The sequence below is a fragment of the Spongiibacter thalassae genome (assembly GCF_012272835.1).
GTDB lineage: Bacteria > Pseudomonadota > Gammaproteobacteria > Pseudomonadales > Spongiibacteraceae > Spongiibacter > Spongiibacter thalassae.
In genome coordinates, this window is record NZ_JAAWWK010000006.1 from 97,898 (window position 1) to 124,790 (window position 26,893).

Genomic DNA, 26,893 nt, shown 5'->3' on the forward strand with positions numbered 1-26,893 from the left:
GTTGGCGGCGGTAGCGATCACGCCCCTGCGGCGGCTACCGTATAGGTAATCGGCGCTTCGCTGGGGTCCTCGAAGGTCACCCACTCCCAGGCGTCGGTTTCCTGAATGAGCTTGCGCAGAGAGGCGTTGTTCAAGCCGTGGCCAGACTTGAATGCCTTGAATTCACCGATCAGGCTGGTGCCCAGCAGATACAGGTCGCCGATGGCGTCGAGGACCTTGTGCTTGACGAACTCATCCTCGTAGCGCAGACCGTCTTCATTAAGAATGCGGTACTCGTCCACCACGATAGCGTTGTCAACACTGCCGCCCTGGGCCAAGCCTTTGGAGCGCAGATATTCGATTTCGTGCATGAAACCAAAGGTGCGCGCCCGGCTGACCTCCTTGACGAAAGAGGTGCTGGAAAAGTCCAGCTCGGCGTGACCGGTGCGATCGCGAAATACCGGGTGATCGAAGTCGATGGTGAAAGATACTTTAAAGCCGTCAAAAGGGAGGAAACTCGCGACTTTATCGCCATCTTTTACCGTCACCGGACGTTTGATCCGAATAAACTTCTTCGGCGCATCCTGCTCTTCAATGCCCGCTGACTGAATCAGGAACACAAAGGGGCCGGCGCTGCCGTCCATAATCGGCACTTCTGAGGAGCTCAGCTCCACATAGGCATTATCGATACCCAAACCCGCCATCGCTGACAACAGGTGCTCCACGGTAGACACCCGCACATCACCATTGACCAGTGTTGTAGAGAGTGTTGTGTCGCCGACATTCTCCGCATGGGCGTGGATTTCGACAACCGGGCTCAAATCGGTACGGCGAAATATCACTCCGGTATCGACAGGGGCTGGTTTCAGGGTCAAAAAGACCTTTTCACCAGTATGCAGACCGATCCCTGTCGCACGGATAGTGTTTCGCAAAGTACGCTGTCTGATCATGTTTCACACTCTTACAAAAGACGTAGAAACGCCCTGACGCTACATCAAGCCGACAAATCTGTCGGCCGATGGTGCGCATCGCTACCGGGTCAAGCTGTAACCAGCGGTCAGGCTGGCCGGCGCTTTATGTGCAGATCAGTCTGCCTGGCGACGCAAAAACGCTGGAATATCGAGGTACTCCATATCCTTGTCGTCAACCATCGGCGCGGCCGCTACGGCTTCGCGCGCGGCAACAGCCTGCTGATTGCGCATAATGGTAGGGCGATCCAACTTGCGATAGTCGCTTGAGCGGGGCTCCACCACTTTGTTTTCAACGGCTTTCAGCGGCACATCCTTGGTCAGGCTGTCCAGCCCCGTTGCCACAACAGTTACGCGCAGCTCGTCGCTCATTTCTGGGTCAATAACTGTACCCACCACCACGGTAGCGTCCTCGGACGCGAATTCCTTTATAGTATCCCCGACATCGCTGAACTCGCCTAGAGACAGATCCAAACCCGCGGTAATATTAACCAAAATGCCACGGGCACCTTGCAGGTTCACATCTTCCAGTAAAGGGCTGCGAATAGCGGCTTCTGCGGCCTCTGCGGCGCGGTTTTCACCGCGGGCGACACCACTACCCATCATCGCCATACCCATCTCGGACATCACTGTGCGCACGTCTGCGAAATCGACGTTAATCATACCCGGGCGGATAATCAGGTCAGCAATCCCCTGTACTGCGCCCAGCAACACGTCGTTGGCGGCCTTGAAGGCATCGAGCAGGCTGGTTTGCTTGCCCAATACCGGCAGCAGTTTCTCGTTGGGAATAGTAATCAGCGAATCCACATGCTGACGCAACTCACGCATACCCGCCTCGGCGACGGCCATACGCTTCTTGCCTTCAAAGGGGAAGGGCTTGGTCACCACCGCCACCGTCAAAATACCCAACTCCTTCGCCACTTCGGCAACCACAGGCGCGCCCCCGGTGCCGGTACCACCGCCCATACCGGCGGTGATAAATACCATATCAGCCCCTTCCAGCGCCTCGGCAATCCGGTCGCGGTCTTCAATCGCCGCCTGGCGCCCCACTTCCGGGTTGGCGCCGGCGCCAAGCCCTTTGGTGATGGTGGTGCCCAGCTGCAACACGGTTTTGGACAGGACGTCGGTCAATGCCTGGGCATCGGTATTGGCGCAGATAAAATCAACACCATCTACCGAGTTGGCAATCATGTGCTTAACGGCATTACCACCACCGCCACCAACACCGACAACTTTTATTACTGCGTTCTGAGGAACGTTATCAACGAGTTCAAACATGGTTTTTTCTCCCTTTTTGCATTTCAGCCGTGCTGCCAACACGACCGCCTACAACTCACTAAAAATTGTTTTGTACCCAGCTTTTCAGCCGCGACAGGAAACCATCGCGACGCACACGGCCGCGGCTGCCGGTCTCAGCCTGATGTTTAATGCCGTAATGCAGCAATCCGACACTGGTCGCATAGATGGGATTGCGCACGATATCGGTCAACCCCCGCGCATCCTGCGGTGAGCCTATGCGGACCGGCATATGGAAAATTTCCTCTGCCAGTTCCACGACCCCTTCCATTTTTGACGTACCGCCGGTCAATACGACACCGGCGGCACACAAATCCTCGTAACCACTGCGCCGCAGCTCAGCCTGAACCAGGGTGAACAGTTCGTCATAGCGGGGCTCGACCACCTCTGCCAGCGCCTGACGCGACAGTTCGCGGGGCGCGCGGTCACCCACACTGGGCACTTTGATGGTTTCACCTTCACCGGCGAGCTGAGTCAGCGCACAGGCGTATTTGATCTTTATTTCCTCAGCGTACTGGGTGGGGGTACGCAGTGCCATGGCAATGTCGTTGGTCACCTGGTCGCCGGCGATGGGAATCACTCCGGTATGACGAATAGCGCCGTCGGTGAAAATCGCGATATCGGTGGTGCCACCACCAATATCCACCAGACACACTCCCAACTCTTTCTCATCGTCAGTGAGCACCGCATAGCTCGACGCCAGCTGCTCCAGAATGACGTCCTCGACCTCCAGGCCGCAGCGGCGAATGCACTTCTCGATGTTCTGTACTGCGTTGACTGCACAGGTCACCAGATGGACCTTGGCCTCCAGGCGCACACCGGACATACCCAGTGGCTCCTTGATACCCTCCTGCTCGTCGATAACGAATTCCTGGGGAAGGATATGCAGCACCTTCTGATCCGCCGGAATTGCCACCGCCTGGGCGGCGTCGATGACCCGATCGAGATCGAGCTGAAACACTTCGCGGTCGCGAATCGCCACAATACCGTGGGAGTTCAGGCTGCGAATATGGTTGCCGGCAATACCCACGTAGACACTGTGAATTTCACAGCCAGCCATCAATTCGGCCTCTTCTACCGCACGCTGAATGGAGTGCACGGTGGATTCAATATTCACCACCACCCCTTTCTTCAGTCCTCGGGAGGGATGGGAACCGATACCCACGATTTCGAGTTTGCCCTCGTCATTGGTCGCACCGACAATGGCCACCACCTTGGAGGTGCCGATATCGAGACCGACCACCATTCTTCCCGCATTTGAACTAGACATTACTGCGCTTCCCCCACGCTTGGCATCCAACAAGTACCGGATAGGTGTATCCGGTCTCGCGGAAAATATATTCGCCGAAAATGCTCATCCCTTTTCACCTGATTCCACCCACGCCACCGCGAGGCCATTGATGTAGCGCGTGTCCACACGTTTGACCCGATCAAACTCCGCCGCCAAATGCTGACGGTATACCCATAAAAAACGCCGCAGTTTTTCCAGCGGTTCTACACGCCCCAGCACCAGTTCCACATCGTTGTCGATGGTCGCGGTCCAGCTGCCCCGCTCGCTCATCTGTAAACGTTTCAGCTCCAGCTTTTCATCGCCGAGCAGCTGACTCATCAGTCGATACTGACGCATGATTTCTATCGCTCCGCCCTCTGGCCCATCCAGTAAGGGCAGACTGTCATCCCGTGCAGTCCCGCCGCTTTCGGGCAGGAATATACGACCCCGGTGATTCAGCAATCCACCTCGCCCCCACACCGCAATCGGCGTTTCCTCGACGATGGTAATTTTCAACTCCCGTGGCCAAACCCGCTCCACTATCGCCCGGTAAACCCAGGGCTCCTGCTCCAGCTCGGACTGAATTTCCGCGAGATCCAGACCGATATAACCCACCGCCAGATGGCCAGTCACCCGCTCGACGAGCACATCCCGGCTCACCCGCTGCAGATCACCGGCAAATACCACACGCTCCACCGGAATCGCTTCCAGTTGCTGACCAAGCCGCTCAACGCCATACACAAAGGCAAATGCCACAACCAGCAATAACAGCCGGTTGGCAATGCGCCCCCACTCCCGGCTGCGCTCGCCGGGTTTGCTTGGCTTGAAGCGGTTCTCTTTGCCAGTCATAGTGAGTGTGCTACTCCCCGCGCTGCACTGGGCGCAAACTTGTCGCCAGAATCCGTAACACCAGCTCGTCAAAGCCGATACCCGCCTGTTTTGCCGCCATCGGCACCAGACTGTGGTCGGTCATTCCCGGCACTGTGTTCACCTCCAGCAAATAGAACTGTCCATCTGCTCCGCGCATCACATCGACCCGCCCCCAGCCGGAACAACCCACACTGTTAAAGGCGTTAATGGCCAGCTGATTCAACTCTGCCTCGTCGGCCTCAGACAAGCCCGCCGGACAGAAGTAACGGGTGGTATTCGAAATATATTTTGCGTTGTAGTCATAGAACGACGCGTCGGTTTCAAGACGGATGGCCGGTAGCGCCGCACCGTCCAGAATCGCGACGGTGTACTCGCTGCCGCTGATCCACTGTTCGGCAAAAACCCGGCCGTAACCTCTGGCGGCCTGCCAGGCTGCCTCCAGTTCCGCCGCGTTTGACGCCCGCGCCATGCCAATACTCGAGCCCTCACAGGCGGGCTTTACAATCGCCTCGCCAAGCAGGGCTGCCACTGCCGTCCAATCGCTGTCGGCGGTCAATTCCACAAAGCGCGGCGTACTCAGCCCCTGCCCCAGCCACAACAGCTTGCAGCGCAGTTTGTCCATACCCAAGGCCGAAGCCATTACGCCGCTGCCGGTGTAATTCACGCCCAGACATTCCAGCGCACCCTGCACCGTGCCGTCTTCGCCACCGGGGCCGTGCAAGGCCAGAAAGCTGTGGCTGTAGTCCGCTTTCAGGGTCTGCATCCAGTCCGCGCTTGCGGTATCAATCCCCTCAGCGGGAATACCCAGGCGTTCAAAGGCCGCCAACACCGCCGCGCCGCTCTTGAGCGACACCGGGCGTTCCGCTGATTTACCCCCCAGCAACACGGCAACACGTCCGCCGATGCGCGCTGAAAGCTCCTGTGTAGTAATCGTCGTCATTGCCTTATTTCGTCCAGTCTTCGGCGGCGAGCTGCTGTGCCAGCACGCCAATATTTCCAGCGCCCTGGGTCAGCAATACGTCGCCGTCGCGCACAAAGGGCTTGATCTGTTCAAAGGTCTTTTCCGGCGATTCAACAAATACCGGTTCCAACCCGGTTTGCAGGCGAATGCTGCGGCACAGATTGCGGCTGTCGGCCCCCGGAATCGCGGTTTCACCTGCGGAATAGACATCCAGCAGCATCAGTCCGTCGGTGGTCGCCAGCACCTTGACAAAGTCCTCATACAAATCCCGAGTCCGGGTGTAACGATGAGGCTGATAGAGCATCAACAAGCGCCGCTCCGGCCACGCCTGGCGGGCCGCTGCGATGGTTGCGGCGACCTCTGTCGGATGGTGGCCGTAGTCGTCCAGCAACATAAAGCTGCCTTCTTTCAGTGGAATCTCCCCGTAACGCTGGAAACGTCGGCCCACGCCCTGGAAGTTCTCGATGCCCCGGCATATGGCTTCGCTGGGCAGGTTTTCGTCACTGGCCACCGCGACTGCAGCGGTGGCGTTCAGTACGTTGTGCACACCGGGTTGGTTGATACACAGCGACAATACGTCACCACCGGGGCGAGCGATCTTGAAGCGGCTCTGCAGGCCGTTTTTCTCTACGTCGAAGATACGGAAGTCAGCGTCTTCAGCGAAGCCATAGGTCAGTGTGTGCCGGCCAATTTGCGGCAGCAATTCCCGCACTACGGGGTCATCGATACACACTACCGCCACACCGTAAAAAGGCAGGTTGTGGAGAAATTCGATAAAGGTTTGCTTCAAGCGATTAAAGTCACCGCCATAGGTGTCCATATGATCGGCTTCGATATTGGTAATCACCGACACCATTGGCTGCAAGTGCAGGAAGGACGCATCGCTTTCATCCGCCTCGGCAACCAGGTAGCGGCTTTCCCCCAGCGCGGCGTTGGTGCCCGCGCTATTCACCAGCCCACCGATAACAAAGGTGGGGTCGAGATCGGCCTCGGCGAAAATCGAGGTGATCAAGCTGGTCGTCGTCGTTTTGCCATGGGTGCCCGCCACCGCGATGCCGTGGCGATAGCGCATCAGCTCCGCCAACATTTCCGCGCGGGGCACAATCGGGATACGGTGTGTCCGCGCCGCGACCAGCTCCGGGTTTTCCGCGTGGACCGCGGTAGATGCGACCACCACATCGCAATTGGCCACTCGCTCGCCATCGTGACCAAAGGCTACCTTTGCGCCGAGCTGCTGCAAGCGCGCAGTGCTGGGTGAGGCCTTCAGGTCAGAACCCGATACCGAGTAGCCCAGGTTCAATAACACCTCGGCGATACCGCACATCCCCGCTCCGCCAATACCGACAAAATGAATGCGCTTCACGCGGCGCATTTCGGGAACTACAAAGGGATGCTTAGTCACCATAGGCGTACTCCATACAACAGTCTGCCGCGACCTGTGCCGCATCGATTTTCGCCAGCTTGCGCGCTGCGCAGGCTTTGGCGAGAACGCTGTCGCGATCCTCGGCGGCAGCGCGAATCGCATCGCCAAGACGCTGCGCGGTGAGGTCTTTTTGATCGATAATTTCACCGCCGCCGCCGTCGACAAACCAGCGGGCGTTGGCGCGCTGATGGTCGTCAATAGCGTGGGGCAAGGGAATCAGAACAGCCGGCACTCCCGCCGCTGCCAGCTCGGCGACCGTCAGCGCCCCCGCGCGACAGATCACCAAATCTGACCACGCATAGGCCGCAGCCATATCGGCGATAAACGCGTCGGCGCGCACGGTCAGCCCCTTCTGTGCGTATCCTTCACGCACAATGGCTTCGTGATCTCGCCCGGTCTGATGCCACAGCTCGACCTCACACTCCACCGACAAGGTCGGCCATACATCAAGCACCGCTTCGTTGATCGCCCTGGCGCCCAGACTGCCGCCCAGCACCAGCACCCGCAGCGCTCCCTCACGGCCGGCCAAACGCGCCTCAGGCGCGGGGATAGCGGCAATTTCACGCCGCACCGGGTTGCCAATATAACGGGCCTTAGCGCCACCCAAGGGAATTGGATAACCGGTCAAACACTGGCGCGCAATTTTTGCCAACAGACGATTGGTGGTGCCGGCCACCGCATTCTGCTCGTGGATCAACACGGGGATTCCCAGCAGTCTGGCTGCCAGTCCACCCGGCCCCGAGGCATAGCCCCCGAGACCAATCACACAAAACGGCTTCAAACGCCGCAGCAACATCATGCTATGCCACACCGCCAGCCCGGCCTTGGCAATCGCAGCGAGCCGGAACAGGGGATTCTTGCCCCTCACCCCAGCCATTTTCAAACAGTGGAGGGGGATGTCGGCCGCGGGCACCAGGCGCGCTTCGATACCCGCCGCCGTGCCCAGCCAATGCAATTCAACGCCGCGGTCGCGTAACTCCTCCGCCACTGACAGCGCGGGAAACACGTGTCCGCCGGTGCCGCCGGCCATAATCAGTACACAGTTATTTGCCATGTACCCCCCGACATTCCCGCTCGATTCGCGCGACCAGCGCCACCATCGCTAAACACACCATCAGACTGCTGCCACCGTAGCTTAAAAATGGCAACGTCAGCCCCTTGGTGGGCAGCAAACCGGTGTTGACGCCCATATTGATGAACGCCTGCGCGCTGATCATGCAGGCAATTCCGTAGGCCACAAAAGCATGGAACTGCTGACCAATGCGCTCGGCGTGGCGACCAATCATCAGAATGCGTCCTACCAAAGCAATAAACAGCGTCAGGATCAGCAGTGTGCCGAGGAAACCAAATTCCTCGGCAAAGATTGCAAAGACAAAATCCGTGTGGGCCTCGGGCAGGTAGAACAGCTTCTGCACGCTATTGCCGAGTCCCACCCCCATCAATTCGCCCCTGCCGAAGGCAATAAGCGACTGGGTGAGCTGATAGCCAGTGTTGAACTGATCTGCCCAGGGGTCGGTAAAGGCGGTCAGCCGTTTCATTCGGTAGGGCTCAAAAATCACCAACGCCACCGCACCGGACACACAACTGAGGATGACTAGCAAAAACTGCCCCAGCTTTACGCCCCCTAAAAAGATCATCACAAAAGCAGTGCCAACGGTGACCACCGTGGCGCCGAAATCGGGCTCAAGCATCAATAACAGCGTCAGGGCAAACAGTACCGCCATTGGCTTGATGAAACCCGACCAACGCTCCCTCACCTCGTCGCGGCGACGCACCAGGTAGCCCGCGAGATAGAAAATCATAAAAAGTTTGACGAACTCCGATACCTGCAAGGTCAAAGGCCCCAGCGCCAACCAGCGGCGACTGCCGTTCACCTCTTTGCCGATACCGGGCACCAGCACCAACGCCAGCAACAAAAAGCCCAGCAACAACCACAGCCAACCACTGCGCTGCCATACCTCTACAGGCGTGGAATACACCGCCACCGCCAGGGCAAAGGCCACGCAGAAATGAGCGGCATAGCGTTTGGCAAAGTAGAAGGCGTCGCCATAGCGACTTGCGGCAACTTCAATGGATGCCGAGGTCATCGCGATAAAGCCAATAATCAGCAGTGCCACCACCAGCAGCTGCAGCACCTGATCCATATCGAAAAAACCATCGCGGAAACGGCTCACAATATTCATTGCCCCGCCTCCATTGCCCGCACTGCCTTGGTGAAGCATTCACCGCGATGAGCATATCCCTTGAACATATCAAAGCTGGCACAGGCCGGCGCCAGTAATACTCGGTCGCCCGGCTGGGCCAGCGCCGCCGCCTCGGCAACAGCCTGTTCCATAGTGTCAACGCGCACTGTGGTCACTTGTCCTGCCATCGCCGACTCGAGCAACGCCGCATCGCGCCCCATCACGATGACCGCACGGGCATTGTGAGACAAGGCCTGTGCGAGGGGTGCAAAGTCGCCTCCCTTGGCCAAACCACCCGCCACCAGCAGAATTTTTCCCGCGGATTGCAGCCCTTTTATGGCCGCCACCGCGGCACCAACATTGGTGGCCTTGGAGTCGTTGTAGTAGGTCACTCCGCCGATCTCGGCAACAAATTCACAGCGGTGCGCAAGGCCTCTGAAGGTGCGCAACGCCGACAACATTGCCGCCATGGGCAAACCCGCAGCGGCGCCAAGGGCCAGCGCCGCCATCGCGTTACTTACGTTGTGGCGGCCGACAATCCGCAGCTCATCGACACCGACCAGAGGCTGGCGGGCAAGCGCAATAGACTCGCTCTGACCTGAGGCCATCAAACCAAATCGGCGAAAATCCGACTGACCCAGGCCGAAATACCACTGTTCGACCTCATCGGGTACCAACGGTGCACTCAGGCGATCGTCGGCGTTAATCACCGCCTTCCTGCAACCCTGGAATATTCGGTGCTTGGCCTGGTGATAGTTCAGCATCGACCCGTGATGATCGAGGTGATCGGCGGAAACGTTCAACACCGTTGCCACTTCAGCACCGAGATTGTGGCAACGTTCCAACTGGAAGGAGGACAGTTCCAACACATAGAGTTCGCACTGATCGTCGAGCAGTTCCAGGGCAGGAACACCCAAATTACCGCCAACGGCAACCCGCACCCCCGCTGCACGGGCCATTTCGCCCACCAGCGTTGTAACCGTACTTTTACCATTGGAGCCGGTAATCGCCACGATCGGCGCTCGCGCCTCGGCGGCAAAGCAATCAATGTCGCCGCTGATACGCACCCCGGCGCGCTTGGCCGCGGCAATTGCGGGGTCACTCAGTGGTATACCCGGATTCACATACAGCTCACCAGCCGAGACAAACTGGTTGTCGTCGAAGTCGCCTAATTGCAGCGACACCTGGGGAAACTCTTGCTTAAAGGTTTCCAGCCCCGGCGGGTTGGCGCGGCTATCCGCCACGGCAAATGGCAATCCACGCGCAGCAAAATGCCGGGCCACAGAGAGCCCTGTGGCCCCCAGCCCTACAATCACGCGTGTAATGTCAGATGCAATCAAGCTCACTGCGCCGATACCCGTTAAAAATTTATCTCAGTTTCAATGTCGCCAGGCCAAACAGCACCAGCATGACGGTGATAATCCAGAAGCGCACAATCACCCGTGGCTCCGGCCACCCCTTCAATTCGAAGTGGTGGTGAATGGGCGCCATACGGAAAATCCGCCTTCCCGTTAACTTGAACGAGGCCACCTGCAAAATCACCGACACTGTTTCAAGCACGAAGATTCCGCCCATAATGAAAAACACAATTTCGTGCCGGGTAATCACCGCGATACAGCCCAGAGTGGCACCGAGAGCCAGGGCGCCGACATCACCCATAAACACCTGGGCGGGGTAGGTGTTGAACCACAGAAAGCCGAGCCCTGCGCCACCGAGTGCACCGCAAATCACGATGAGCTCACCGGCACCGGCCACATAGGGAATGTGCAGGTATTCCGCAAACTTAAGGTGCCCGGAAAGATAGGCAATCAAGCCCAATGCCGAACCCACCAACACCGTAGGCAGAATCGCCAAACCGTCGAGGCCGTCAGTAAGGTTTACTGCATTGCTCGACCCGACGATGACGAAGTAGCACAGCACCATGAAAAACGGCCCCATCTGCCAGGCAAAGTCCTTGAAGAAAGGGATATACAAGGTGGTGTCTACTGGACTATCCGCCGTGACATACAGGAATATTGCCGCGCCAATACCGGCGACGCTCTGCCAGAAATATTTCCAGCGAGCGGGCAGGCCGCGAGGGTTGCGTTCGATCACCTTGCGGTAATCGTCTACCCAACCCACCGCACCGAAGATAAAAGTGACAACCAGCACCGTCCACACAAAGGGGTTGCGCAGGTCTGCCCACAGCAATGTACTGGCAAAAATCGAGACCAGTATCAGTGCACCACCCATTGTCGGTGTACCGGATTTACTCAAGTGCGATTGGGGGCCGTCATCCCGCACCGCCTGACCAATTTGATGGTAATTCAGGCGACGTATCATCGTCGGTCCCACCAGCAGGGAAATGGCCAGGGAGGTCATCACTCCTAAAATGGCACGAAAGGTCAGGTACTGGAACACGCCAAATCCGCTGATGTACTGGCTCAGGTATTCCGATAGTAAAAGCAGCATTTCAGCCTGGCTCCCCGTTTAGATTTGTTTTTAGCGCCTGCACAACCGTATCCATGGCTGCGCTACGGGAGCCTTTCACCAGCACCGCATCTCCAGAGCGGATGTGCTGTAATACGTCCTGTTGCAACGCGATTTTGTCGCGGAAGGCCCGGCCACCATCGCCAAACTCAGCGGCCATTAACTCGGCGAATTCGCCGACACAAAGCAGGCATTCAATACCGGACTGCCTTGCCATCAACGCGATATCCCGGTGATGCTGCGGCGCGTTTTCACCCAATTCCGCCATAGTGCCAAGCACGAGATAACGTGTGCCCAGCTGTTCCGCCAACACTTTAATGGCCGCCGCCACCGAACCCGGGTTCGCGTTGTAGCTGTCGTCAAACAATGTAATGCCGCCGATGTCGTGGCGGGATAGCCGACCTTCAGCATTTTTTGCCCGGCCGAGCCCTGCCGCCACGGACTGAAGAGTCGCCCCCGCCGACAGTGCCGCGGCCGCCGCGGCCAATGCGTTGCGAATCATATGCTCGCCGGGCAGCGGCAGCGTCACCGCCACATTCCCTGCGAAACTGCATAGGGTGAAACTCTGGTTACCCTGTTGATCGCGATTGATATCACTGGCGTACACATCTGCCGAGGACGAATGCAAACTGAACGTGCACCGCCGGCAGTGGGCAGCCATTTTCAGCCACAAATCAGCGTAGACATCATCGGCGTTGATAATCGCTACACCCTCTGCTGCCAGAGCGGTAAATATTTCGCCCTTGGTATTGGCCACGCCATCCAGCGAACCGAATCCGGCGATATGTGCCGCCTGTGCGTTGGTCAATATCGCGATGGTCGGCTCGGCAAATCCACACAGATAAGCGATATCACCGGATTTCGCCGCGCCCATCTCGGTAACCGCATAGCGATGGTGGTGACTGATATTTAACAATGTCAGCGGCAGACCTATTTCGTTATTCAGATTCCCCCGTGTGGCTAATACGGGCCCCTCTTCCGACAAAATTGCCGCCAAAAGTTCCTTGGTTGAGGTTTTCCCGCTACTACCGGTAAGCGCGATTACCGGGCCGCTATAGGCGCGTCGATTTTCCCGCGCAACAATCCCGAGAGCCTTCCGTGTGTCGACGACCTCTACACAGGGCAAGTGAGTGCTGGGCGATGAAACTAACGCAGCGACTGCGCCGCGCTGCTTTGCTCCCTCGACAAATTGATTACCATCGAATTTTTCACCGCGAAGGGCAACGAACAGCGCCTGATCCGGCATGTTCCTGCTGTCAGTGGAAACACTGTGTATTGCAACATCGTCACCCCGGTGGACACCGGTCACGAGCTCAGCAATTTGCGACAGCATCATAGGCTTTATCATGACGCCTTCCTCATAGCGATGGCACGACTGGCCACATCCACATCATCAAAGGGGATTTTCTTGCCGCCAATATCCTGCCATTTTTCGTGGCCTTTTCCCGCGATCAAGACAATATCTCCGGGCTGAGCCTGCACCACCGCGTGAGTAATCGCGGCGGCTCTGTCCACTTCTCGCAGGACTTTCTCGGTGGTGGCAATTCCCGCGTAGATTTCGTCAAGAATCGCTTCAGGCACTTCGGTACGCGGATTATCACTGGTTATCACAATGGTGTCGGCGGCCATCGCCGCACGACCCATTTTCGGGCGTTTCGCCCTGTCCCGATCACCGCCGCAACCGAATACACACACCAGCTCGCGCTGGCATAGCGGTCTAAGGTTGCTCAGCGCCTGGCTCAGGGCATCATCGGTATGAGCAAAATCGATTACGACCAAAATATCGTCGTCGCTGCGCAGGCATTGCATGCGCCCCGGCACCGGTTGCAACTCGGCAATTTTAGTGGCGATGGTATCCGCGGCAATGCCGTGGGCCAGAAGCGCCGCACAGGCAGCGGCGAGATTGGCCAGGTTGAATTCACCCAGCAGGGGCGACGCAATATCGAAGTTGCCCCAGGGGCTGTTCAGCCGCGCTTGGGTACCGTGAATACTCTGCGCCAAAGGCTCCACATACACGGTGGCAGACGTATCGCTCAGGCTATAGTCGACAATTTGTGCAGCGCTGGTTGTCGCCAACAGGCCGCGACCAAACTCATCGTCGCGGTTGACGATGGCGAATCTCAGCTCCGGCCAAGTGAACAGGCGCGCTTTGGCCGCACCGTAGGCCTCCATAGTACCGTGGTAGTCGAGGTGGTCCTGGGTGAGATTGGTAAAGATCGCCGTGTCAAAGGACAGCGCGTCAACGCGATGTTGGGCCAGGCCGTGGGAAGACACTTCCATTGCCGCCCAATTGGCACCGGCGCTGCACCAGTTCGACAACAGGGCCTGAATGGCGATGGGGTCCGGCGTGGTATTTACCGAGGACGCCAACCCACTTAAGCGGCCATTACCCAAAGTACCCACCACGCCACATGGCTCCGACAAGGCCTCCAGCAGCTGGGCTAATATCCAGCTGCAGCTGGTCTTGCCATTGGTGCCGGTGATGCCCACTAATTTCAAATACTGCGACGGATGCCCATAATAGCGACCGGCAATATCGCTGAGACGGGCCGACAAATCGGCAACGGCAATAACCGGCAAAGACCAGGCGCTGTCGTCGCAGGGGGCATCGGCGATTACCGCTACAGCACCGGCACGCACCGCATCGGCGATAAAATCCCGACCATCACTGCGGTGTCCGTTCACAGCGATGAAGACATCACCCGCCTGCAATACTCGACTGTCCAGACACAGGCCGCTCACCGGGATGGCGGCAACTTCTGCACTCAAGCCGTCAAGCAATTGTCCCAACGAACAGTCCGAAGCGGGTTGATAAGGCGCGCTGGAAATCGTCATGCGGCCTTATCCTTCTTAACAACAACGTTTGTGGACGCACTCTCACCCTGCTCGGGTTCAATATCATCCGGCGCAATATTCATCAAACGCAGGGCATCAGCCATGACTTTGGAAAATACCGGCGCCGCGACCAAACCACCAAAATAATCACCTTCGGGTTCATCGATGGCAATCACTGCGACGATGCGCGGATCGGACGCTGGCGCAATGCCCGCAAACAGCGAGAAATAGCGGTCTTCGGCATAGCCACCGGCCACTGCTTTATGGGAAGTCCCGGTTTTACCGGCAACGCGATAGGCATCCACTCGAGCCCGAGTCGCGGTGCCGCCAGGCTGGGTGACGAGCTCAAGCATATCCACAATCTGACGCGCGGTTTTGGGAGTAATCGCCTGAACCCGTTCTGCCTGCTCCTTGCGTTTCAACAGACTTACCGGCTGGAACACACCGCGATTGGCAAACACAGCATAGGCCTGGGCCAGCTGTAAATTGGTCACCGTCAAACCGTAGCCAAAAGCAAAGGTGGCTCGCTCAATCGCGCGCCAACTTTTGTGGTTGGGAAGCACTCCGGCACTTTCGCCAGGGAAACCGGATGCTGTCATTTCACCGAGGCCAAACCGTTTAAAGACCGACCAGACGTCCCGTTCATCCAGGGACAGGGCAATTTTAGTGGTGCCCACCTGGCTCGATTTTTTCAACACTTCGGCCACGGTGAGCACGCCATAATTGCGATGATCTTCCAACACCTTGGGCCCGACCTTGATATAGCCAGGGTGAGTATTGATTGTGGTGTCAGGCTCGTAGCGACCGCTCTCCAACGCTGCAACCAAAGTCATCGGCTTCATCGTCGACCCCGGCTCGAACATATCGAGCACTGCGCGATTACGCATTGCCCTGGGATCCAGACGGCTTTTGTTATTCGGATTGAACGAGGGCTGATTGACCATCGCCAGCACTTCGCCGGTGTGGCTATCCAGAATAACGACGGAACCGGCTTTAGCGCCGGTTCTCTTCAATGCTGCCTTCAGTTCGCGATAGGCCAGGTACTGCAAGCGGAGGTCGATGCTTAACTGGACATCTTTGCCCGGGCTGGCCTCCTTTCCAGCATCTATTTCGCGAATGATATTTCCGTACAGGTCCTTGAGTACCCGCTTCCTGCCAGGTTCGCCGTTGAGCCATTCATCGTAGGCAAGTTCAAGCCCTTCCTGGCCGCGGTCATCAATATCGGTAAAACCGAGCAAGTGAGCAGTCACTTCACCAGCGGGGTAAAAACGGCGGTATTCCCGCTGCATATACAGCCCGGGAATTTTCAACGCCAATATGCTTTGAGCGTCGTGAGGTGCCATGTGGCGGCGTAGATACATAAACTGACTGTCGCGATAGCGCTCCAGCCGAGCCGCCAATTCCGATTGAGGCAGGCCCAGTACCTTGGCCAGCCGCGGCCAGCTTGACTTGGCATTGAGCAGTTCCTGGGGGTTGGCCCAGATGGATGCCACCGGCGTGCTTACCGCAAGGGGCTCGCCATTGCGGTCTGAAATCATTCCCCGGTGGGCAGGGATTACTTCGGTGCGAATGGTCCGGGCGTTGCCCTGGCCTTGCAAAAACTCGTAGCCACGGTCCACATCCAGCACTTGCAGGGTCAAAGCACGGGCGAGCAGAAGCGCGGCCAGCGTGAGCAAGCCTGCAGCGACAACCCAAAAGCGCCAGGTCGAAATTGGCGCGTTAACCTGCTTTCCCATAGCCCCTTACCATTATGACTTTACGCATGTCCGGAGCGGTCATACCCAGCTCGTCCTCTGCCAATCGTTGCACGCGATCAGGTGACGCCCAGGTACTCTGCTCCAACAATAACCGCCCCCACTCTTCTTCCAATTGCAAGGCGTCCTGCCGAAGATCCTGCAGTTCGCTAAATAGTTTGCGTGCGCGATGGGAGCTCTGCACCAGCGCCACACTGGAGATCACCACCAGTATCAGCAGCAATGGCACCAGGGAGCCGCTTAACGCCGGCTCCGCCTGGGGTGTTGCGGCACTGCGCCGCCGCGCCGCTGTCTCGCGCAAACCCTGCCGACTCACCCGCACACTCCGTTCACGCCAATTTCTCGGCAACGCGCATGACTGCACTGCGCGCCCGGGGGTTGATGTCTACTTCCGCGGCAGAGGGCTTTACCGCTTTACCCAGCAGACGCATGCTCTTGCCCACCTCGGCATCGGTCAGCGGCAAATAAGACGGCATTGATTCACCCAATGACTGCCGGCGCATGAAGCGCTTGACGATGCGATCCTCCAGCGAGTGAAAGCTGATCACCACCAACCTTCCACCCGGCGCCAGCAAGGACACCACTTTTTCCAGCAGCAGCTCGAGGTCACCCAATTCGTTATTAATAAATATTCGAATCGCCTGAAAACTCCGGGTCGCGGGATGCTTGTGTTTTTCCCAGGCCGGATTTGCTTCAGTAACAATTTTCGCCAACTGCAATGTTGTGGTAATTGGCTTCTCTGCCCGGTACTCACATATTGCCCGGGCAATGCGCTTGGCAAAGCGCTCTTCGCCGTAGGTTTTCAGCACCTTGGCGATATCCGCTTCAGCCGCCTCGGCGATCCACTGCGCGGCACTCAAACCATTTTCGGTGTCCATGCGCATATCAAGCTGGCCATCGCGGGTAAAACTAAAGCCCCGCTCTGCCTGATCCAGCTGCGGCGACGACACCCCCAGATCCAACAGAATTCCGGTAAAGGGCGCCGCGACGCCACTGGACTCTGCCAGTTGTTCGAAATCGGCAAAGGAACCTTTGGCAATCACAAAGCGGGAATCCTCTGCCATTAACTGCTCACCCGTCGCTATCGCCTGGGGATCCTTGTCGATGCCCAGCAACTGCCCATCGGCATCCAGCCCCGCGAGAATGGCGCGGCTATGGCCGCCGCGACCAAAGGTGCCATCGACATAGCGCCCGGCGGTATCGCTGATAAGTGCAGCGACCGCTTCGTCCCGCAAAACCGTTAGATGCTGTTCCAAGGCAGTCCCCTCTTATAGTGACAGCGACAGCACTTCATCTGGCAACGGACCTTCGTCGTCGCCATTATCAAGCTCGGCGTTCCAGCCGGTCTCACTCCACAATTCCAATTTCTTTCCCTGGCCGACCAGGATCAATTTTTTCTCCAGCCCTGCGTAATCACGCAGAGTCTGCGGCAGGAGCACGCGCCCGTTACCGTCGAGTTCAAGTGGCGTGGCATAACCCAGCAACAATCGCTGCATACGGCGAGCCTTGCGATGGATATTCGGCAGTGCCTCTATTTTCGGCTGCAACTCCTGCCACTGCGGCTCGGGGTATATCAGCAGGCAACGCTCTTCAGTGTGCGCAGTAATCACAATTCGGCCCTCACAGGCAGACGCCAGGGCATCGCGAACTTTGGCCGGTATCGCCAATCGCCCCTTCGCATCCATAGTGATTGCAAAACTGCTTATAAACACACTAAGTCACCAAATTCCCACCAAACCCACTTGAACACCCATTCAAACCACAAAAAACCACTTTCCACCACTAAACGACACTATATGAACTGACAAGTCCCAGTGTCAAGGTGAACAAGCAGGTATCTGCAGGGATTTTTGGCGAAATATCGGCGAACATGCAGGGAAATGACAAAACACGCCACCATCAAAAGCATTCTATATGAGGAAAAACAAAGACATGAAAAGACCACTTAATGTAGTACATTAAGTGTCTATCATTGAGAGAGGAAAAATGAGTCGGCCTATAAGCCGGGTTCTGTCGTGGACGACCATTCATCTGGGACCTGCGTCACCGCAGACCTCAAGCAGCCTACCCGAATCCACCGCGGGTCGCGGCAAAGGATTCCTATTTGGCCTTGCTCCAGGTGGGGTTTACCCTGCCACGAACTGTTACCAGTCGCGCGGTGCGCTCTTACCGCACCATTTCAACCTTACCGGCAACCGAAGCTGCTTAGGCGGTATATTTTCTGCTGCACTAGCCGTAGGCTCTCGCCCCCCAGGCGTTACCTGGCACCTTACCCTATGGAGCCCGGACTTTCCTCCCGGCGCCGACAATAGCAAAGCTATTACCAACCACCGAGCGGCCGCCCAGCCGACTCAACTGTAAGAATAACCAGTAGTCCAGCAAGTAACAAGCCCCTTCGCTAGATTTTTATCGGATTATCCAAGCCATACTGATACAGCAGATTCTTTTTTCCACCATACAGCCGCGCCGCCAGCGCCGCCGCCTGTTTCATCGGCAGCTCCTCGCGCAAAATATCAAAGCCCTTGATGACTTCCGGGTCCAGCACATCGCGCTGGGCGTGATACCCTTCAATCAACACCACACATTCACCCCGCTGCTGATTGCGATCCGCAGCCACCCAGTCACGCAGCTGTCCTGCGGGCATACGCACAATGGTTTCGTAGAGCTTGCTGATCTCCCTCGCCAGCACGACCCGGCGATCATCCCCCATGCATGTCGCGATATCATCGAGGCACTCGAGCACCCTGTGAGGGGCCTCGTAGAAAATCAAGGTTCGCTCTTCTTTCACCAATGCATTTAACAATGTTTTTCGGGCCTGGGACTTGGCGGGAAGAAAACCTTCGAAGCTAAACCTGTCTGAAGGCAAGCCAGCAGCCGACAACGCCGCCACCAGGGCACATGGCCCCGGTATTGGGCACACACGAAAGCCCTCCGTCAGTGCCGCATCCACAAGCCGAAAACCGGGGTCGGAAATCAGCGGTGTACCGGCATCGGATATTAATGCGATACTTTCTCCGCTCCTCATAATATCCAGAAGACGGGAAGTCGCTTGCCTGTCACTATGGTCGTGATAGGCTGACATCGGCGTATCTATACCAAAATGCGCCAGTAGCGGCGCACTGCGCCGCGTATCTTCCGCGGCAATACGGGCCACAGTTTGAAGGACTTCTATTCCTCGGGGTACCATATCGGCCAGATTTCCCAAGGGCGTGGGCACAATATAGAGTGTCGGGGTTTGCTCCAAGGGATTCACCTCACTATGATTCGGCCAGCGAAGACTAACAACGGCGCAATGATGAAGACAAGACTTATTACCACCGCACTTTGTTGCGCTGTTTTGGCAGCCTGCTCCAGCCCACCGAGCCAGCCGACCCAGAATGACAATCAGCGACTGCAAACCTACCGGGATATCCGCCCTCAGCCTCAGCGCCCTCGCGTCCCGGCCAAGGACACATTCAACCCCGCTCTCGCCGACTCAACGCAAGTTGAAGAGTGGCTGGCCGCCGCCGAGTCAGCCGACCCTGAAGACGCCGCCGGTCTTCTGCTGCGGGCTTCCGAGGTATTGCTGCGCGATGGCGAGTTAGCCCGTGCAGATGATGTCGTCAGCCCTCTTTCCACCGAGGAACTGCCCCCGGAACAGGCGTTGCGGCTCGCCATGATACGAGCGCGCGTTCATCGCGGCCACGGAGAGTTTTCCGAGGCATTGGATCAGCTTTCCACACCGATTGTAGAGGGTGCCGTACTGGAGGCGCCGATCCGCACACAGCTGCAATTCAGTCAGCTCCGCGCCTCGCTGTTCGCGATCGAGGGCGATCATCTTTCTGCCGTTCAGGAGTGGATTTTTATCGACCCACTGCTGACCCCGGTACAGCAGAGCCACAATCGCGAAGCGATCTGGGCATCGCTGATGCAGATTCCAACCCAGACATTGATCGACCGCCTCGCCAGCATCAGTAATCGCGATTACATGGGCTGGCTGGAACTGGCGTCAATTGCCAAGGACAATCAGGGCGATATTGAAGCGCAGATACGCCAACGCAACGCCTGGCTGTCGCGATGGCCGACACACCCGGCTCGCAAAGACTTGCCGGGCGGCCTTGGCGAACTGGACGCATTGATCGTCGAGCGCCCGAACAAAATAGGCCTGTTACTGCCGGTCACCGGGCGCTATTCGGTATTCGGCAAGGCCATCAGAGACGGGTTCTTCGCCGCCTATCACGACGCCCGGAGTCAGGGTGCCCAGGTGCCGGTTATTCAACTGTATGACAGCGCCTCGCAAAACATTACCGAGTTGTATCAGCAGGCCCAGACGGACGGCAACGAGCTGATTATTGGCCCTCTGCGCAAGGGACTGGTCAGTGACCTCACAGCCGTCCATAACAAGGTGATGCCCCTGCCAACACTTGCCCTCAACCGTATCGACGGGACCGCCTTTCCCAGCGGCCTCTATCAGTTTGGCCTGAACCCTGAAGACGAAGCCATACAGATCGCCGATATCGCCCAGCAAAAGGGTTTTAAACGGGCATTGCTGATCACCCCCGAAGGCGACTGGGGAAACAAGGTTGCCGAGGCCTTCTCCCAGCGCTGGCAATCACTGGGCGGCACCGTTGTCACCAGCGCCAACTTCGACGCTCGGCAAAACAATTATTCAAAAAACATCAAGCAGGTCTTGCAGCTGGATCGCAGTGAACGCCGCCGCCAGCGTCTGCAACAGGTCATCGGTAAGCGGCCACATTTTGAACCCTACCGGCGCACAGACATCGACTTTATTTTCCTCGTCGCCAGACCAAATGAAGGCCGGGCAGTAATGCCCCTGCTCGCCTACCACTATGCCGGCGACATTCCGGTATTCGCCACCTCGCATATCTACCACGGCAATACCGACCCCTCCCGGGACCAGGATATTAATGGGGTGTACTTCGTCGATATACCCTGGGTGTTTAATCCCGATTCAGCCATTCGCCGCAATATTCGAGAAGGCTTGCGGGGTAGCGATGCCTACCAGCGCATGTACGCTCTCGGTGTTGATAGTTTTCGTCTGCACCTCCGGCTCAAGCAGCTGCGCCACGGCGGTGGTCAAGTCTTTGGTGAAACCGGCACCCTGAGCCTCAATGACCTCGGCCAAATTGAGCGCGAGCTGACGCTTGCACATATCGCCGAAGGCCGCGCCCAAACGGACATGGTGCCCCGCAAGGCAGAATCTGACCTGCCCGCTGGCGCCGCAGCAACCCGGTGACGTCGCGCCAGCAGCGCGGAGCGAGTGCGGAGCAAGCCGCCTGCGACTGGCTCCGCAAACACCGGCTACAGGTGATCGAGCAAAACTACCGCTGCCGGTTCGGTGAGATTGACATCATCGCCCGCGACCCCAGCCACCTGGTTTTCGTTGAAGTACGATTCCGCAGCTCTTCCCACTTCGGGGGCGGCGCGGCATCGATCAACTATCGCAAGCAGCAACGCATCATTCACACCGCCAGCGACTACCTGCGCCGACACAGCAGGCTAGAACTTCCCTGCCGCTTTGATGTCATTGAAGCATGGGAAGCGCGCGGGGAAATTCAGCTAAACTGGATACAAGACGCCTTTCAGCTATAGGAAATACACATACGTGGATCACGCCGAACAAGTTGTAGACCTGTTTCACCGACACATTGAAAGCTGCATGTACACCATGGAGGCGGTGAGCGAAGGGATTTCGGAAGCCAGCCAATGCATTGTGGAAAGCATGCTCCAGGAGCGTAAGGTGGTGTGCTGTGGTGAAGGTAGCAGCGGCCTGATCGCCCAGCACTTTGCTACAAACCTGCTGCACTACTTCCAGCACGAGCGCCCGGGCCTTCCCGCCCTCTGCCTCAATGCCGACAGCGCCACAGCCACCGCGATCGCCTCCCAGGCAGGCTACAACGACATCTACGCCAACCAGATACGCGCCCTCGGACAACAGGGAGACTGCTTGCTGCTTTGCTACCACGGCAGCAGCAACTCGAATACACTGCGCTGCGTTCAGGCCGCCCATGAACGGGATATGCGGGTCATTACCCTGTGCGGCCCCCAGGGCGGGGACGTCAGCGCTCTGCTACAGCCCGATGACATCGAACTGGCCTTTCCTGTTGACAACAAGGCGCGGCTCAATGAAATGCATCTGATTGCCGTGCACAGTATTTGCGAACTCATCGACACTCAACTATTCGGAACAAGCGCCCTATGATCGATAGAAAACTGCTGATTAGCGCCCTGCTCGTCGCCTTTCTCGGCACGGGCTGCACACAAATATTGACTGCCACCACTGAAGAACCCATCGAAGAGGACCCCGGCACTCGCAGTCTCGGGAGCTACATCGACGATGAAATCATCGAGACCAAAATCGGCGTCAATCTGCGTAAGGCCAACCCGGCCTTCAGTGACGCCCGGGTCGACGCCACCGCCCACAATGGCATCGTCCTGCTTACCGGGCAGGTGCCCAGTGAAGCCATGCGCCAACAGGCCTATGACATTGCCAACAAACTGAAAAAGGTCCGCAAGGTACACAACGAACTCACTGTCAGCGCCAATATTGCGCTGATGGCCCGCGGCAGCGATAGCTGGCTCAGCACCAAGGTAAAGAGTCGCCTCTCGCTGGACGAGCGGCTGGACGCCTCTCGCATCAAGGTTATCACGGAGAATGGTGTGGTCTATCTGATGGGGTTGGTATCCAAGGCAGAGTCTGACGTGGCAGCGACGATTGCGGCAGAAACCGGTGGCGTGCAAAAAGTCGTTCGTGTATTTGAGTACTACTAATCGACAATCGAACCCCAACAAAAAAGCCGCTGTGTTGGCAGCGGCTTTGCTTACTTGACGACCTTCAACGTCGGCTTGGTACTGGCAGGTTTCGGCTTGGTACCGCCACCGCCGCCCGCAGGCGGGCCATCGGGAGCGGGCTCCTCAGCATCAAACAACATTCCCTGGCCGTTTTCCCGGGCGTAAATACCCAATACCGCTGAAACCGGCACCCGAACTTCCTGGGCAACCCCACCAAAGCGGCCACGAAAGCCCAACTCGTCGTTACCGACATCCAGACCCACCACCGCCGACGGCGAGATATTCAGCACAATCTGCCCATCCTGGACGAACTGTTGAGGTACCTCCACCCCCTCCACCAGGGCATTGACCAGAATATACGGAGTGCAGTCGTTATCGACCACCCACTCGTATATTGCACGGATCATATAGGGCTTGCTGGAGGTCATTACCATTACACTGCGTCCTGTAAAACCTTAGCTACCCGCAGACTCACTGCGCAGTTCGCGTTCTTTTTCCGTGAGGCTTTCCTGGAATCCCGGGCGCTCAAACAGACGCTCCATATACTCAAGCAAAGGCTTGGACTGACGGCTCTGGGGGATCTCAACACCCAGTTGCGGCAAGCGCCACAGAATAGGCGCCAGGCAGCAGTCGACCAAAGTAAACTCTTCATTCATGAAGAAAGGCTTCTCGGAGAAGATCGGCGCAATCGTCAGCAGGCTGTCCCGCAGGTCCTTGCGCGCCTTGTCCAGCGCTTTCTGGGTTCCGCCAGCCAGAATCTCATCAACAAGGCGACACCAGTCACGCTCAATACGGTAGATATACTGACGACTTTCGCCCCGTGCGACCGGATAGACCGGCAGCAATGGTGGATGCGGAAAACGCTCGTCCAGATACTCCATCATCACCTTGGACTCGTACAGCGACAAATCACGATCCACCAGTGTTGGCAGACTGTTGTAAGGGTTGAGTTCAGAAACTTCTTCAGGCAGGTTTTCAGGGTCAACGTCGATAATATCGACGGTCACACCTTTTTCTGCCAATACAATCCTTACGCGATGACTGTAATGACTACTGGCATCAGAGAAAAATGTCATTGTAGAACGCTTGGCGACAACGCCCATGGAGCTTACCTCAAACAGTAAATCGATATGACAACAAACGGGCAGTCCCCTTAACGAAGCCGCCCGTTACATGCATAGACCTTTCAGGTCTATAAATTAGTGTACGTCTTTCCAGTATTCGCGGTTCAACAGGTACGCAAACACAAAGAATATGGCAATAAACGCCAGCACATAGATACCAATGCGCTTACGCTTCGCCTGAGCAGGCTCTCCGACATACTCCAAAAAGTTTACCAAGTCGTAAACGAGCTTGTCATATTCAGCCGGGCTCAAACGCCCCTCTGTGGAATAAGTGAAGCTGCCGCAGGGGTTGAGTGCATTGCCTTCATCGTCAAACAACACGTCTTCGCCGGTCAGCGGATCGCGCAGTATACCACCATTATCGGCATGAACCGGGCCGGGGGCACACTCGGGCATCCCCTGAAGTTCAGCCAGAACGTGAGGCATGCCCACATCCTTGAACACTTTATTGTTGACACCGTAGGGGCGCGAAGGATCCGCATGGAAGGTGCGCAGGTAGGTGTACAACCAGTCGGGGTTGCGCGCGCGCGCAACCAGTGTCAGGTCCGGTGGCGCCGCACCGAACCATTTCTTTGCATCGTCAGCGGCCATTGCATTGGTCATCAACGCACCGATTTTTGCCTCGCTGTCGAACTTCAGGTGCTGCTCGAACAGATCAGCGGGAATTCCCAGATCGTCAGCAGTGCGCTGGTAGCGCCCGTACTCCAGCGAGTGACAGCCCATACAGTAGTTCATATAGGTCTGTGCACCGCGCTGCAGCGACGGCAGGTCAGTCACATCGGTTTCAATTTCGTCACACTCAATGGTGCCGCAATTGAAGGCCGATTCTGCACCGGCCGCTTTCAATGGAATGATGGTCAGGGCCAACACCGCCGCCAACACCAGCATGCTCTTCCAGAAACCCATACCACCGTCGGTCACCCGAGTCGGCTCAGGCTTGGTCGCTTCCCACTTGGTCCAGAAAGGCATCAGCAGGAAGAAGCCGAAGTAGATCACCGAGCAGATGCGAGCCAGCAGAGTACGCGCTTCAGTCGGAGCCTTAACACCCAGCACACCCAGAATCAGGAAGGCAGCGGCAAAGACAACCAGGGCGATCTTGCTCACGCGGCCTTTGTAGCGAATTGACTTCACTGGGCTGCGGTCAAGCCACGGCAGCAGGAAGAGAATGGCGACAGATGCGGCAAAGGCAATGAAGCCAAGCAACTTATCCGGCACCGCCCGCAGTACTGAGTAGAACGGAGTGAAGTACCACACTGGCGCAATGTGCTCAGGGGTCTTGAGGCCGTTAGCGATCTCAAAGTTCGCGAACTCGATAAAGTAGCCGTTCATTTCCGGCGCGAAGAAAATAATCGCCGAGAATACGAACAGGAATACCGCAATCGCCGTCAGGTCATGAACCGTGTAGTAAGGGTGGAAAGCCACACCATCAAGGGGCACGCCATTGGCGTCCTTGTTCTTCTTAATTTCAACACCGTCCGGGTTGTTGGAACCCACTTCATGCAAGGCCAGCAGGTGGAGAACAACCAGTGCCAGCAGCACGATGGGCAGAGCAACCACATGGAGAGCGAAGAAGCGGTTCAGGGTGATACCGGAGATCAGGAAGTCACCACGCACCCACTGCACAATATCTTCACCCACGTAGGGGATTGCACCAAACAGGGAGATGATTACCTGCGCACCCCAGTAGGACATTTGTCCCCAGGGCAGTACGTAACCCACAAAGGCCTCAGCCATCAGCACCAGGAAGATAAACATCCCGAATACCCAGATCAGCTCGCGGGGCTTTTGATATGAACCGTAGAGCAATGCCCGGAACATATGCAGATACACGACCACAAAGAATGCCGAAGCACCGGTGGAGTGCATATAGCGGATGATCCAGCCGTATTCCACATCACGCATGATGTATTCAACTGAGCGGAAGGCTTCTTCCGCACTTGGCGTAAAGCTCATGGTGAGCCAGATACCCGTCAGCAGCTGGTTTACCAGCACCAACAGAGACAGCACACCAAAGAAGTACCAGAAGTTAAAGTTTTTGGGCGCGTAGTACTTGCCCATGTGGGTGTCCCATGCGCGCATAATCGGCAGGCGGGCATCAACCCAGTCGCGCAGGTCAACTAACATTTTCATTAGGCTGCTCCCTGGTCAACACCGATGACAATCACATTGTCACCTTCATAGGAATAGGGTGGAATCACGAGGTTTTGCGATGCTGGAGAACCGGCATAAACGCGGCCAGACAGGTCAAAACGAGAGCCGTGACAAGGACAGAAGAAGCCGCCTACCCACGCATCGCCACCCAGGTCAGGCACACCCACTTCCGGCCGGTGCTTCGGTGCACAACCCAGATGGGTACACAAACCCACCATCACCAGTACGTCGGGACGAATCGCGCGAGCGGCGCCTTCAATATACTCCGGCTGATCGGCACCGTCGGATTGAGGGTCTTTCAGGAAGGGTTTGACTTTTTCCAGCTCGTCAATCTGCTTTTGCGTGCGTTTCAGCACGTAAACAGGCTTTCCTCGCCACTCAACTACCACCATTTGGCCGGGCTCAAGCTTGCTTATATCAGCTTTAACCGGCGCACCAGCCGCCCGGGCTTTAGCGCTGGGGTTCCATGAACCCACAAATGGCGTTGCCACACCGACAACGCCGGCAGCACCAACAACCGAGGTAGCCGCGGTCAAAAAGCGCCGACGCCCCGTGTTTACGCCGTCATTACTCATGACGTTTCCCCCATAACATACGAATAATCAGACTGAACTCCCCTCAAGCCGGGAGGTCACAGCAAATTTTAAATGGGCCAAATAGTAATGGAATTCCGCCCCTACTGACAATCACTTAACGGCCGGCTCTCTCCGGAAAGCGGCTGGCGATATGTCAGGCAAAAAAAAACGCCCACAAATGCTGCTGGGCGTTTTCCGATAGCCGCCAAATAAGCGTCCTCCGGCCACGTAACGGGCCGCAGC

At 57.2% G+C, this 26,893-nt stretch carries 25 protein-coding genes and 1 other RNA gene; 4 read left to right on the forward strand and 22 right to left on the reverse strand.

The window, feature by feature from the left end; all coding sequences use genetic code 11:
- Positions 1-17: 17 nt before the first annotated feature.
- The 18 genes from lpxC to rsmI all read right to left on the reverse strand — a co-directional run bounded on the left by lpxC (position 18) and on the right by rsmI (position 19,252).
- Entirely contained in the window at positions 18-929 is a 912-nt protein-coding gene (gene lpxC, locus HCU74_RS15810) for a UDP-3-O-acyl-N-acetylglucosamine deacetylase (RefSeq protein ID WP_168451394.1), read from the reverse strand.
- Between the two features lie 135 nt (positions 930-1,064).
- Complete coding sequence (ftsZ, locus tag HCU74_RS15815; RefSeq protein ID WP_168451395.1) at positions 1,065-2,225, reverse strand: cell division protein FtsZ; 1,161 nt, start codon at positions 2,223-2,225, stop codon at positions 1,065-1,067.
- A 58-nt stretch (positions 2,226-2,283) separates the two neighbouring features.
- Entirely contained in the window at positions 2,284-3,513 is a 1,230-nt protein-coding gene (gene ftsA, locus HCU74_RS15820) for a cell division protein FtsA (RefSeq protein ID WP_168451396.1), read from the reverse strand.
- Positions 3,514-3,597: 84 nt separating this feature from the next.
- Positions 3,598-4,362 carry a cell division protein FtsQ/DivIB gene (locus tag HCU74_RS15825; RefSeq protein WP_168451397.1) on the reverse strand — a complete coding sequence of 255 codons (765 nt, stop codon included), beginning with the start codon at positions 4,360-4,362 and terminating at the stop codon, positions 3,598-3,600.
- Between the two features lie 10 nt (positions 4,363-4,372).
- Positions 4,373-5,323 (reverse strand): D-alanine--D-alanine ligase, encoded by a 951-nt coding sequence (locus HCU74_RS15830; protein WP_168451398.1) that lies wholly within the window; start codon positions 5,321-5,323, stop codon positions 4,373-4,375.
- A 4-nt stretch (positions 5,324-5,327) separates the two neighbouring features.
- Positions 5,328-6,749 carry a UDP-N-acetylmuramate--L-alanine ligase gene (murC, locus tag HCU74_RS15835; protein ID WP_168451399.1) on the reverse strand — a complete coding sequence of 474 codons (1,422 nt, stop codon included), beginning with the start codon at positions 6,747-6,749 and terminating at the stop codon, positions 5,328-5,330.
- Entirely contained in the window at positions 6,739-7,821 is a 1,083-nt protein-coding gene (murG, locus tag HCU74_RS15840) for an undecaprenyldiphospho-muramoylpentapeptide beta-N-acetylglucosaminyltransferase (RefSeq protein ID WP_168451400.1), read from the reverse strand. The genes murC and murG overlap by 11 nt, the downstream gene beginning before the upstream one ends.
- Complete coding sequence (gene ftsW / locus HCU74_RS15845; protein WP_168451401.1) at positions 7,811-8,950, reverse strand: putative lipid II flippase FtsW; 1,140 nt, start codon at positions 8,948-8,950, stop codon at positions 7,811-7,813. Before ftsW ends, murG begins: the two co-directional genes overlap by 11 nt.
- Positions 8,947-10,296: a UDP-N-acetylmuramoyl-L-alanine--D-glutamate ligase gene (gene murD, locus HCU74_RS15850; RefSeq protein ID WP_168451402.1), complete on the reverse strand. Its 1,350-nt coding sequence runs from the start codon at positions 10,294-10,296 to the stop codon at positions 8,947-8,949. The genes ftsW and murD overlap by 4 nt, the downstream gene beginning before the upstream one ends.
- A gap of 22 nt (positions 10,297-10,318) precedes the next feature.
- Positions 10,319-11,401 carry a phospho-N-acetylmuramoyl-pentapeptide-transferase gene (gene mraY, locus HCU74_RS15855; RefSeq protein ID WP_168451403.1) on the reverse strand — a complete coding sequence of 361 codons (1,083 nt, stop codon included), beginning with the start codon at positions 11,399-11,401 and terminating at the stop codon, positions 10,319-10,321.
- Position 11,402: 1 nt separating this feature from the next.
- Positions 11,403-12,767 carry a UDP-N-acetylmuramoyl-tripeptide--D-alanyl-D-alanine ligase gene (locus HCU74_RS15860; protein ID WP_168451404.1) on the reverse strand — a complete coding sequence of 455 codons (1,365 nt, stop codon included), beginning with the start codon at positions 12,765-12,767 and terminating at the stop codon, positions 11,403-11,405.
- Positions 12,764-14,254, reverse strand: coding sequence for a UDP-N-acetylmuramoyl-L-alanyl-D-glutamate--2,6-diaminopimelate ligase (locus HCU74_RS15865; RefSeq protein ID WP_168451405.1), 1,491 nt, complete (start codon positions 14,252-14,254; stop codon positions 12,764-12,766). Before HCU74_RS15865 ends, HCU74_RS15860 begins: the two co-directional genes overlap by 4 nt.
- Positions 14,251-15,990, reverse strand: coding sequence for a peptidoglycan D,D-transpeptidase FtsI family protein (locus tag HCU74_RS15870; RefSeq protein WP_168451406.1), 1,740 nt, complete (start codon positions 15,988-15,990; stop codon positions 14,251-14,253). Before HCU74_RS15870 ends, HCU74_RS15865 begins: the two co-directional genes overlap by 4 nt.
- The gene (ftsL, locus tag HCU74_RS15875; RefSeq protein ID WP_345889699.1) at positions 15,974-16,324 is read right to left on the reverse strand and encodes a cell division protein FtsL; all 351 of its coding nucleotides are present in this window, start codon (positions 16,322-16,324) and stop codon (positions 15,974-15,976) included. The genes HCU74_RS15870 and ftsL overlap by 17 nt, the downstream gene beginning before the upstream one ends.
- Before the next feature lie 13 nt (positions 16,325-16,337).
- The gene (rsmH, locus tag HCU74_RS15880) at positions 16,338-17,264 is read right to left on the reverse strand and encodes a 16S rRNA (cytosine(1402)-N(4))-methyltransferase RsmH (RefSeq protein ID WP_168451407.1); all 927 of its coding nucleotides are present in this window, start codon (positions 17,262-17,264) and stop codon (positions 16,338-16,340) included.
- Positions 17,265-17,276: 12 nt separating this feature from the next.
- Complete coding sequence (gene mraZ, locus HCU74_RS15885; protein ID WP_168451408.1) at positions 17,277-17,720, reverse strand: division/cell wall cluster transcriptional repressor MraZ; 444 nt, start codon at positions 17,718-17,720, stop codon at positions 17,277-17,279.
- Positions 17,721-17,991: 271 nt separating this feature from the next.
- Positions 17,992-18,362, reverse strand: an RNA gene (gene rnpB, locus HCU74_RS15890) — RNase P RNA component class A.
- A 44-nt stretch (positions 18,363-18,406) separates the two neighbouring features.
- Positions 18,407-19,252: a 16S rRNA (cytidine(1402)-2'-O)-methyltransferase gene (rsmI, locus tag HCU74_RS15895; protein WP_168451409.1), complete on the reverse strand. Its 846-nt coding sequence runs from the start codon at positions 19,250-19,252 to the stop codon at positions 18,407-18,409.
- A gap of 48 nt (positions 19,253-19,300) precedes the next feature.
- Between rsmI and HCU74_RS15900 the strand changes: the two genes are divergently transcribed.
- Genes HCU74_RS15900 through HCU74_RS15915 form a run of 4 tightly spaced genes read left to right on the forward strand, consistent with a single transcriptional unit; the run spans position 19,301 to position 22,779 of the window.
- Positions 19,301-21,244: a penicillin-binding protein activator gene (locus tag HCU74_RS15900; protein WP_168451410.1), complete on the forward strand. Its 1,944-nt coding sequence runs from the start codon at positions 19,301-19,303 to the stop codon at positions 21,242-21,244.
- Positions 21,241-21,600 carry a YraN family protein gene (locus HCU74_RS15905; protein ID WP_168451411.1) on the forward strand — a complete coding sequence of 120 codons (360 nt, stop codon included), beginning with the start codon at positions 21,241-21,243 and terminating at the stop codon, positions 21,598-21,600. Before HCU74_RS15900 ends, HCU74_RS15905 begins: the two co-directional genes overlap by 4 nt.
- A 13-nt stretch (positions 21,601-21,613) precedes the next feature.
- The gene (locus HCU74_RS15910; RefSeq protein ID WP_345889700.1) at positions 21,614-22,210 is read left to right on the forward strand and encodes a D-sedoheptulose-7-phosphate isomerase; all 597 of its coding nucleotides are present in this window, start codon (positions 21,614-21,616) and stop codon (positions 22,208-22,210) included.
- Positions 22,207-22,779, forward strand: a complete 573-nt coding sequence (locus HCU74_RS15915; RefSeq protein WP_168451412.1) for a BON domain-containing protein — start codon at positions 22,207-22,209, stop codon at positions 22,777-22,779. Before HCU74_RS15910 ends, HCU74_RS15915 begins: the two co-directional genes overlap by 4 nt.
- A gap of 50 nt (positions 22,780-22,829) precedes the next feature.
- Here the strand turns inward: HCU74_RS15915 and HCU74_RS15920 are convergent, their stop codons facing one another.
- The 4 genes from HCU74_RS15920 to petA form a co-directional block, all read right to left on the reverse strand.
- Positions 22,830-23,234, reverse strand: a complete 405-nt coding sequence (locus HCU74_RS15920) for a ClpXP protease specificity-enhancing factor (RefSeq protein ID WP_168451413.1) — start codon at positions 23,232-23,234, stop codon at positions 22,830-22,832.
- Between the two features lie 21 nt (positions 23,235-23,255).
- On the reverse strand, positions 23,256-23,903 hold the full coding sequence (gene sspA, locus HCU74_RS15925; RefSeq protein ID WP_168451414.1) for a stringent starvation protein SspA: 648 nt from the start codon (positions 23,901-23,903) through the stop codon (positions 23,256-23,258).
- A gap of 96 nt (positions 23,904-23,999) precedes the next feature.
- Positions 24,000-26,054 (reverse strand): ubiquinol-cytochrome c reductase, encoded by a 2,055-nt coding sequence (locus HCU74_RS15930; RefSeq protein WP_168451415.1) that lies wholly within the window; start codon positions 26,052-26,054, stop codon positions 24,000-24,002.
- On the reverse strand, positions 26,054-26,650 hold the full coding sequence (gene petA / locus HCU74_RS15935; RefSeq protein ID WP_168451416.1) for a ubiquinol-cytochrome c reductase iron-sulfur subunit: 597 nt from the start codon (positions 26,648-26,650) through the stop codon (positions 26,054-26,056). The genes HCU74_RS15930 and petA overlap by 1 nt, the downstream gene beginning before the upstream one ends.
- Positions 26,651-26,893: the final 243 nt, after the last annotated feature.

Coding starts and splice junctions, on each gene's coding strand:
- lpxC (WP_168451394.1), bottom strand. CDS start 929: ATGATCAGACAGCGTACTTTGCGAAACACTATCCGTGCGACAGGGATC.
- ftsZ (WP_168451395.1), bottom strand. CDS start 2,225: ATGTTTGAACTCGTTGATAACGTTCCTCAGAACGCAGTAATAAAAGTT.
- ftsA (WP_168451396.1), bottom strand. CDS start 3,513: ATGTCTAGTTCAAATGCGGGAAGAATGGTGGTCGGTCTCGATATCGGC.
- HCU74_RS15825 (WP_168451397.1), bottom strand. CDS start 4,362: ATGACTGGCAAAGAGAACCGCTTCAAGCCAAGCAAACCCGGCGAGCGC.
- HCU74_RS15830 (WP_168451398.1), bottom strand. CDS start 5,323: ATGACGACGATTACTACACAGGAGCTTTCAGCGCGCATCGGCGGACGT.
- murC (WP_168451399.1), bottom strand. CDS start 6,749: ATGGTGACTAAGCATCCCTTTGTAGTTCCCGAAATGCGCCGCGTGAAG.
- murG (WP_168451400.1), bottom strand. CDS start 7,821: ATGGCAAATAACTGTGTACTGATTATGGCCGGCGGCACCGGCGGACAC.
- ftsW (WP_168451401.1), bottom strand. CDS start 8,950: ATGAATATTGTGAGCCGTTTCCGCGATGGTTTTTTCGATATGGATCAG.
- mraY (WP_168451403.1), bottom strand. CDS start 11,401: ATGCTGCTTTTACTATCGGAATACCTGAGCCAGTACATCAGCGGATTT.
- HCU74_RS15860 (WP_168451404.1), bottom strand. CDS start 12,767: ATGATAAAGCCTATGATGCTGTCGCAAATTGCTGAGCTCGTGACCGGT.
- HCU74_RS15865 (WP_168451405.1), bottom strand. CDS start 14,254: ATGACGATTTCCAGCGCGCCTTATCAACCCGCTTCGGACTGTTCGTTG.
- HCU74_RS15870 (WP_168451406.1), bottom strand. CDS start 15,990: ATGGGAAAGCAGGTTAACGCGCCAATTTCGACCTGGCGCTTTTGGGTT.
- HCU74_RS15900 (WP_168451410.1), top strand. CDS start 19,301: ATGATGAAGACAAGACTTATTACCACCGCACTTTGTTGCGCTGTTTTG.
- HCU74_RS15915 (WP_168451412.1), top strand. CDS start 22,207: ATGATCGATAGAAAACTGCTGATTAGCGCCCTGCTCGTCGCCTTTCTC.
- HCU74_RS15920 (WP_168451413.1), bottom strand. CDS start 23,234: ATGGTAATGACCTCCAGCAAGCCCTATATGATCCGTGCAATATACGAG.
- sspA (WP_168451414.1), bottom strand. CDS start 23,903: ATGGGCGTTGTCGCCAAGCGTTCTACAATGACATTTTTCTCTGATGCC.
- HCU74_RS15930 (WP_168451415.1), bottom strand. CDS start 26,054: ATGAAAATGTTAGTTGACCTGCGCGACTGGGTTGATGCCCGCCTGCCG.
- petA (WP_168451416.1), bottom strand. CDS start 26,650: ATGAGTAATGACGGCGTAAACACGGGGCGTCGGCGCTTTTTGACCGCG.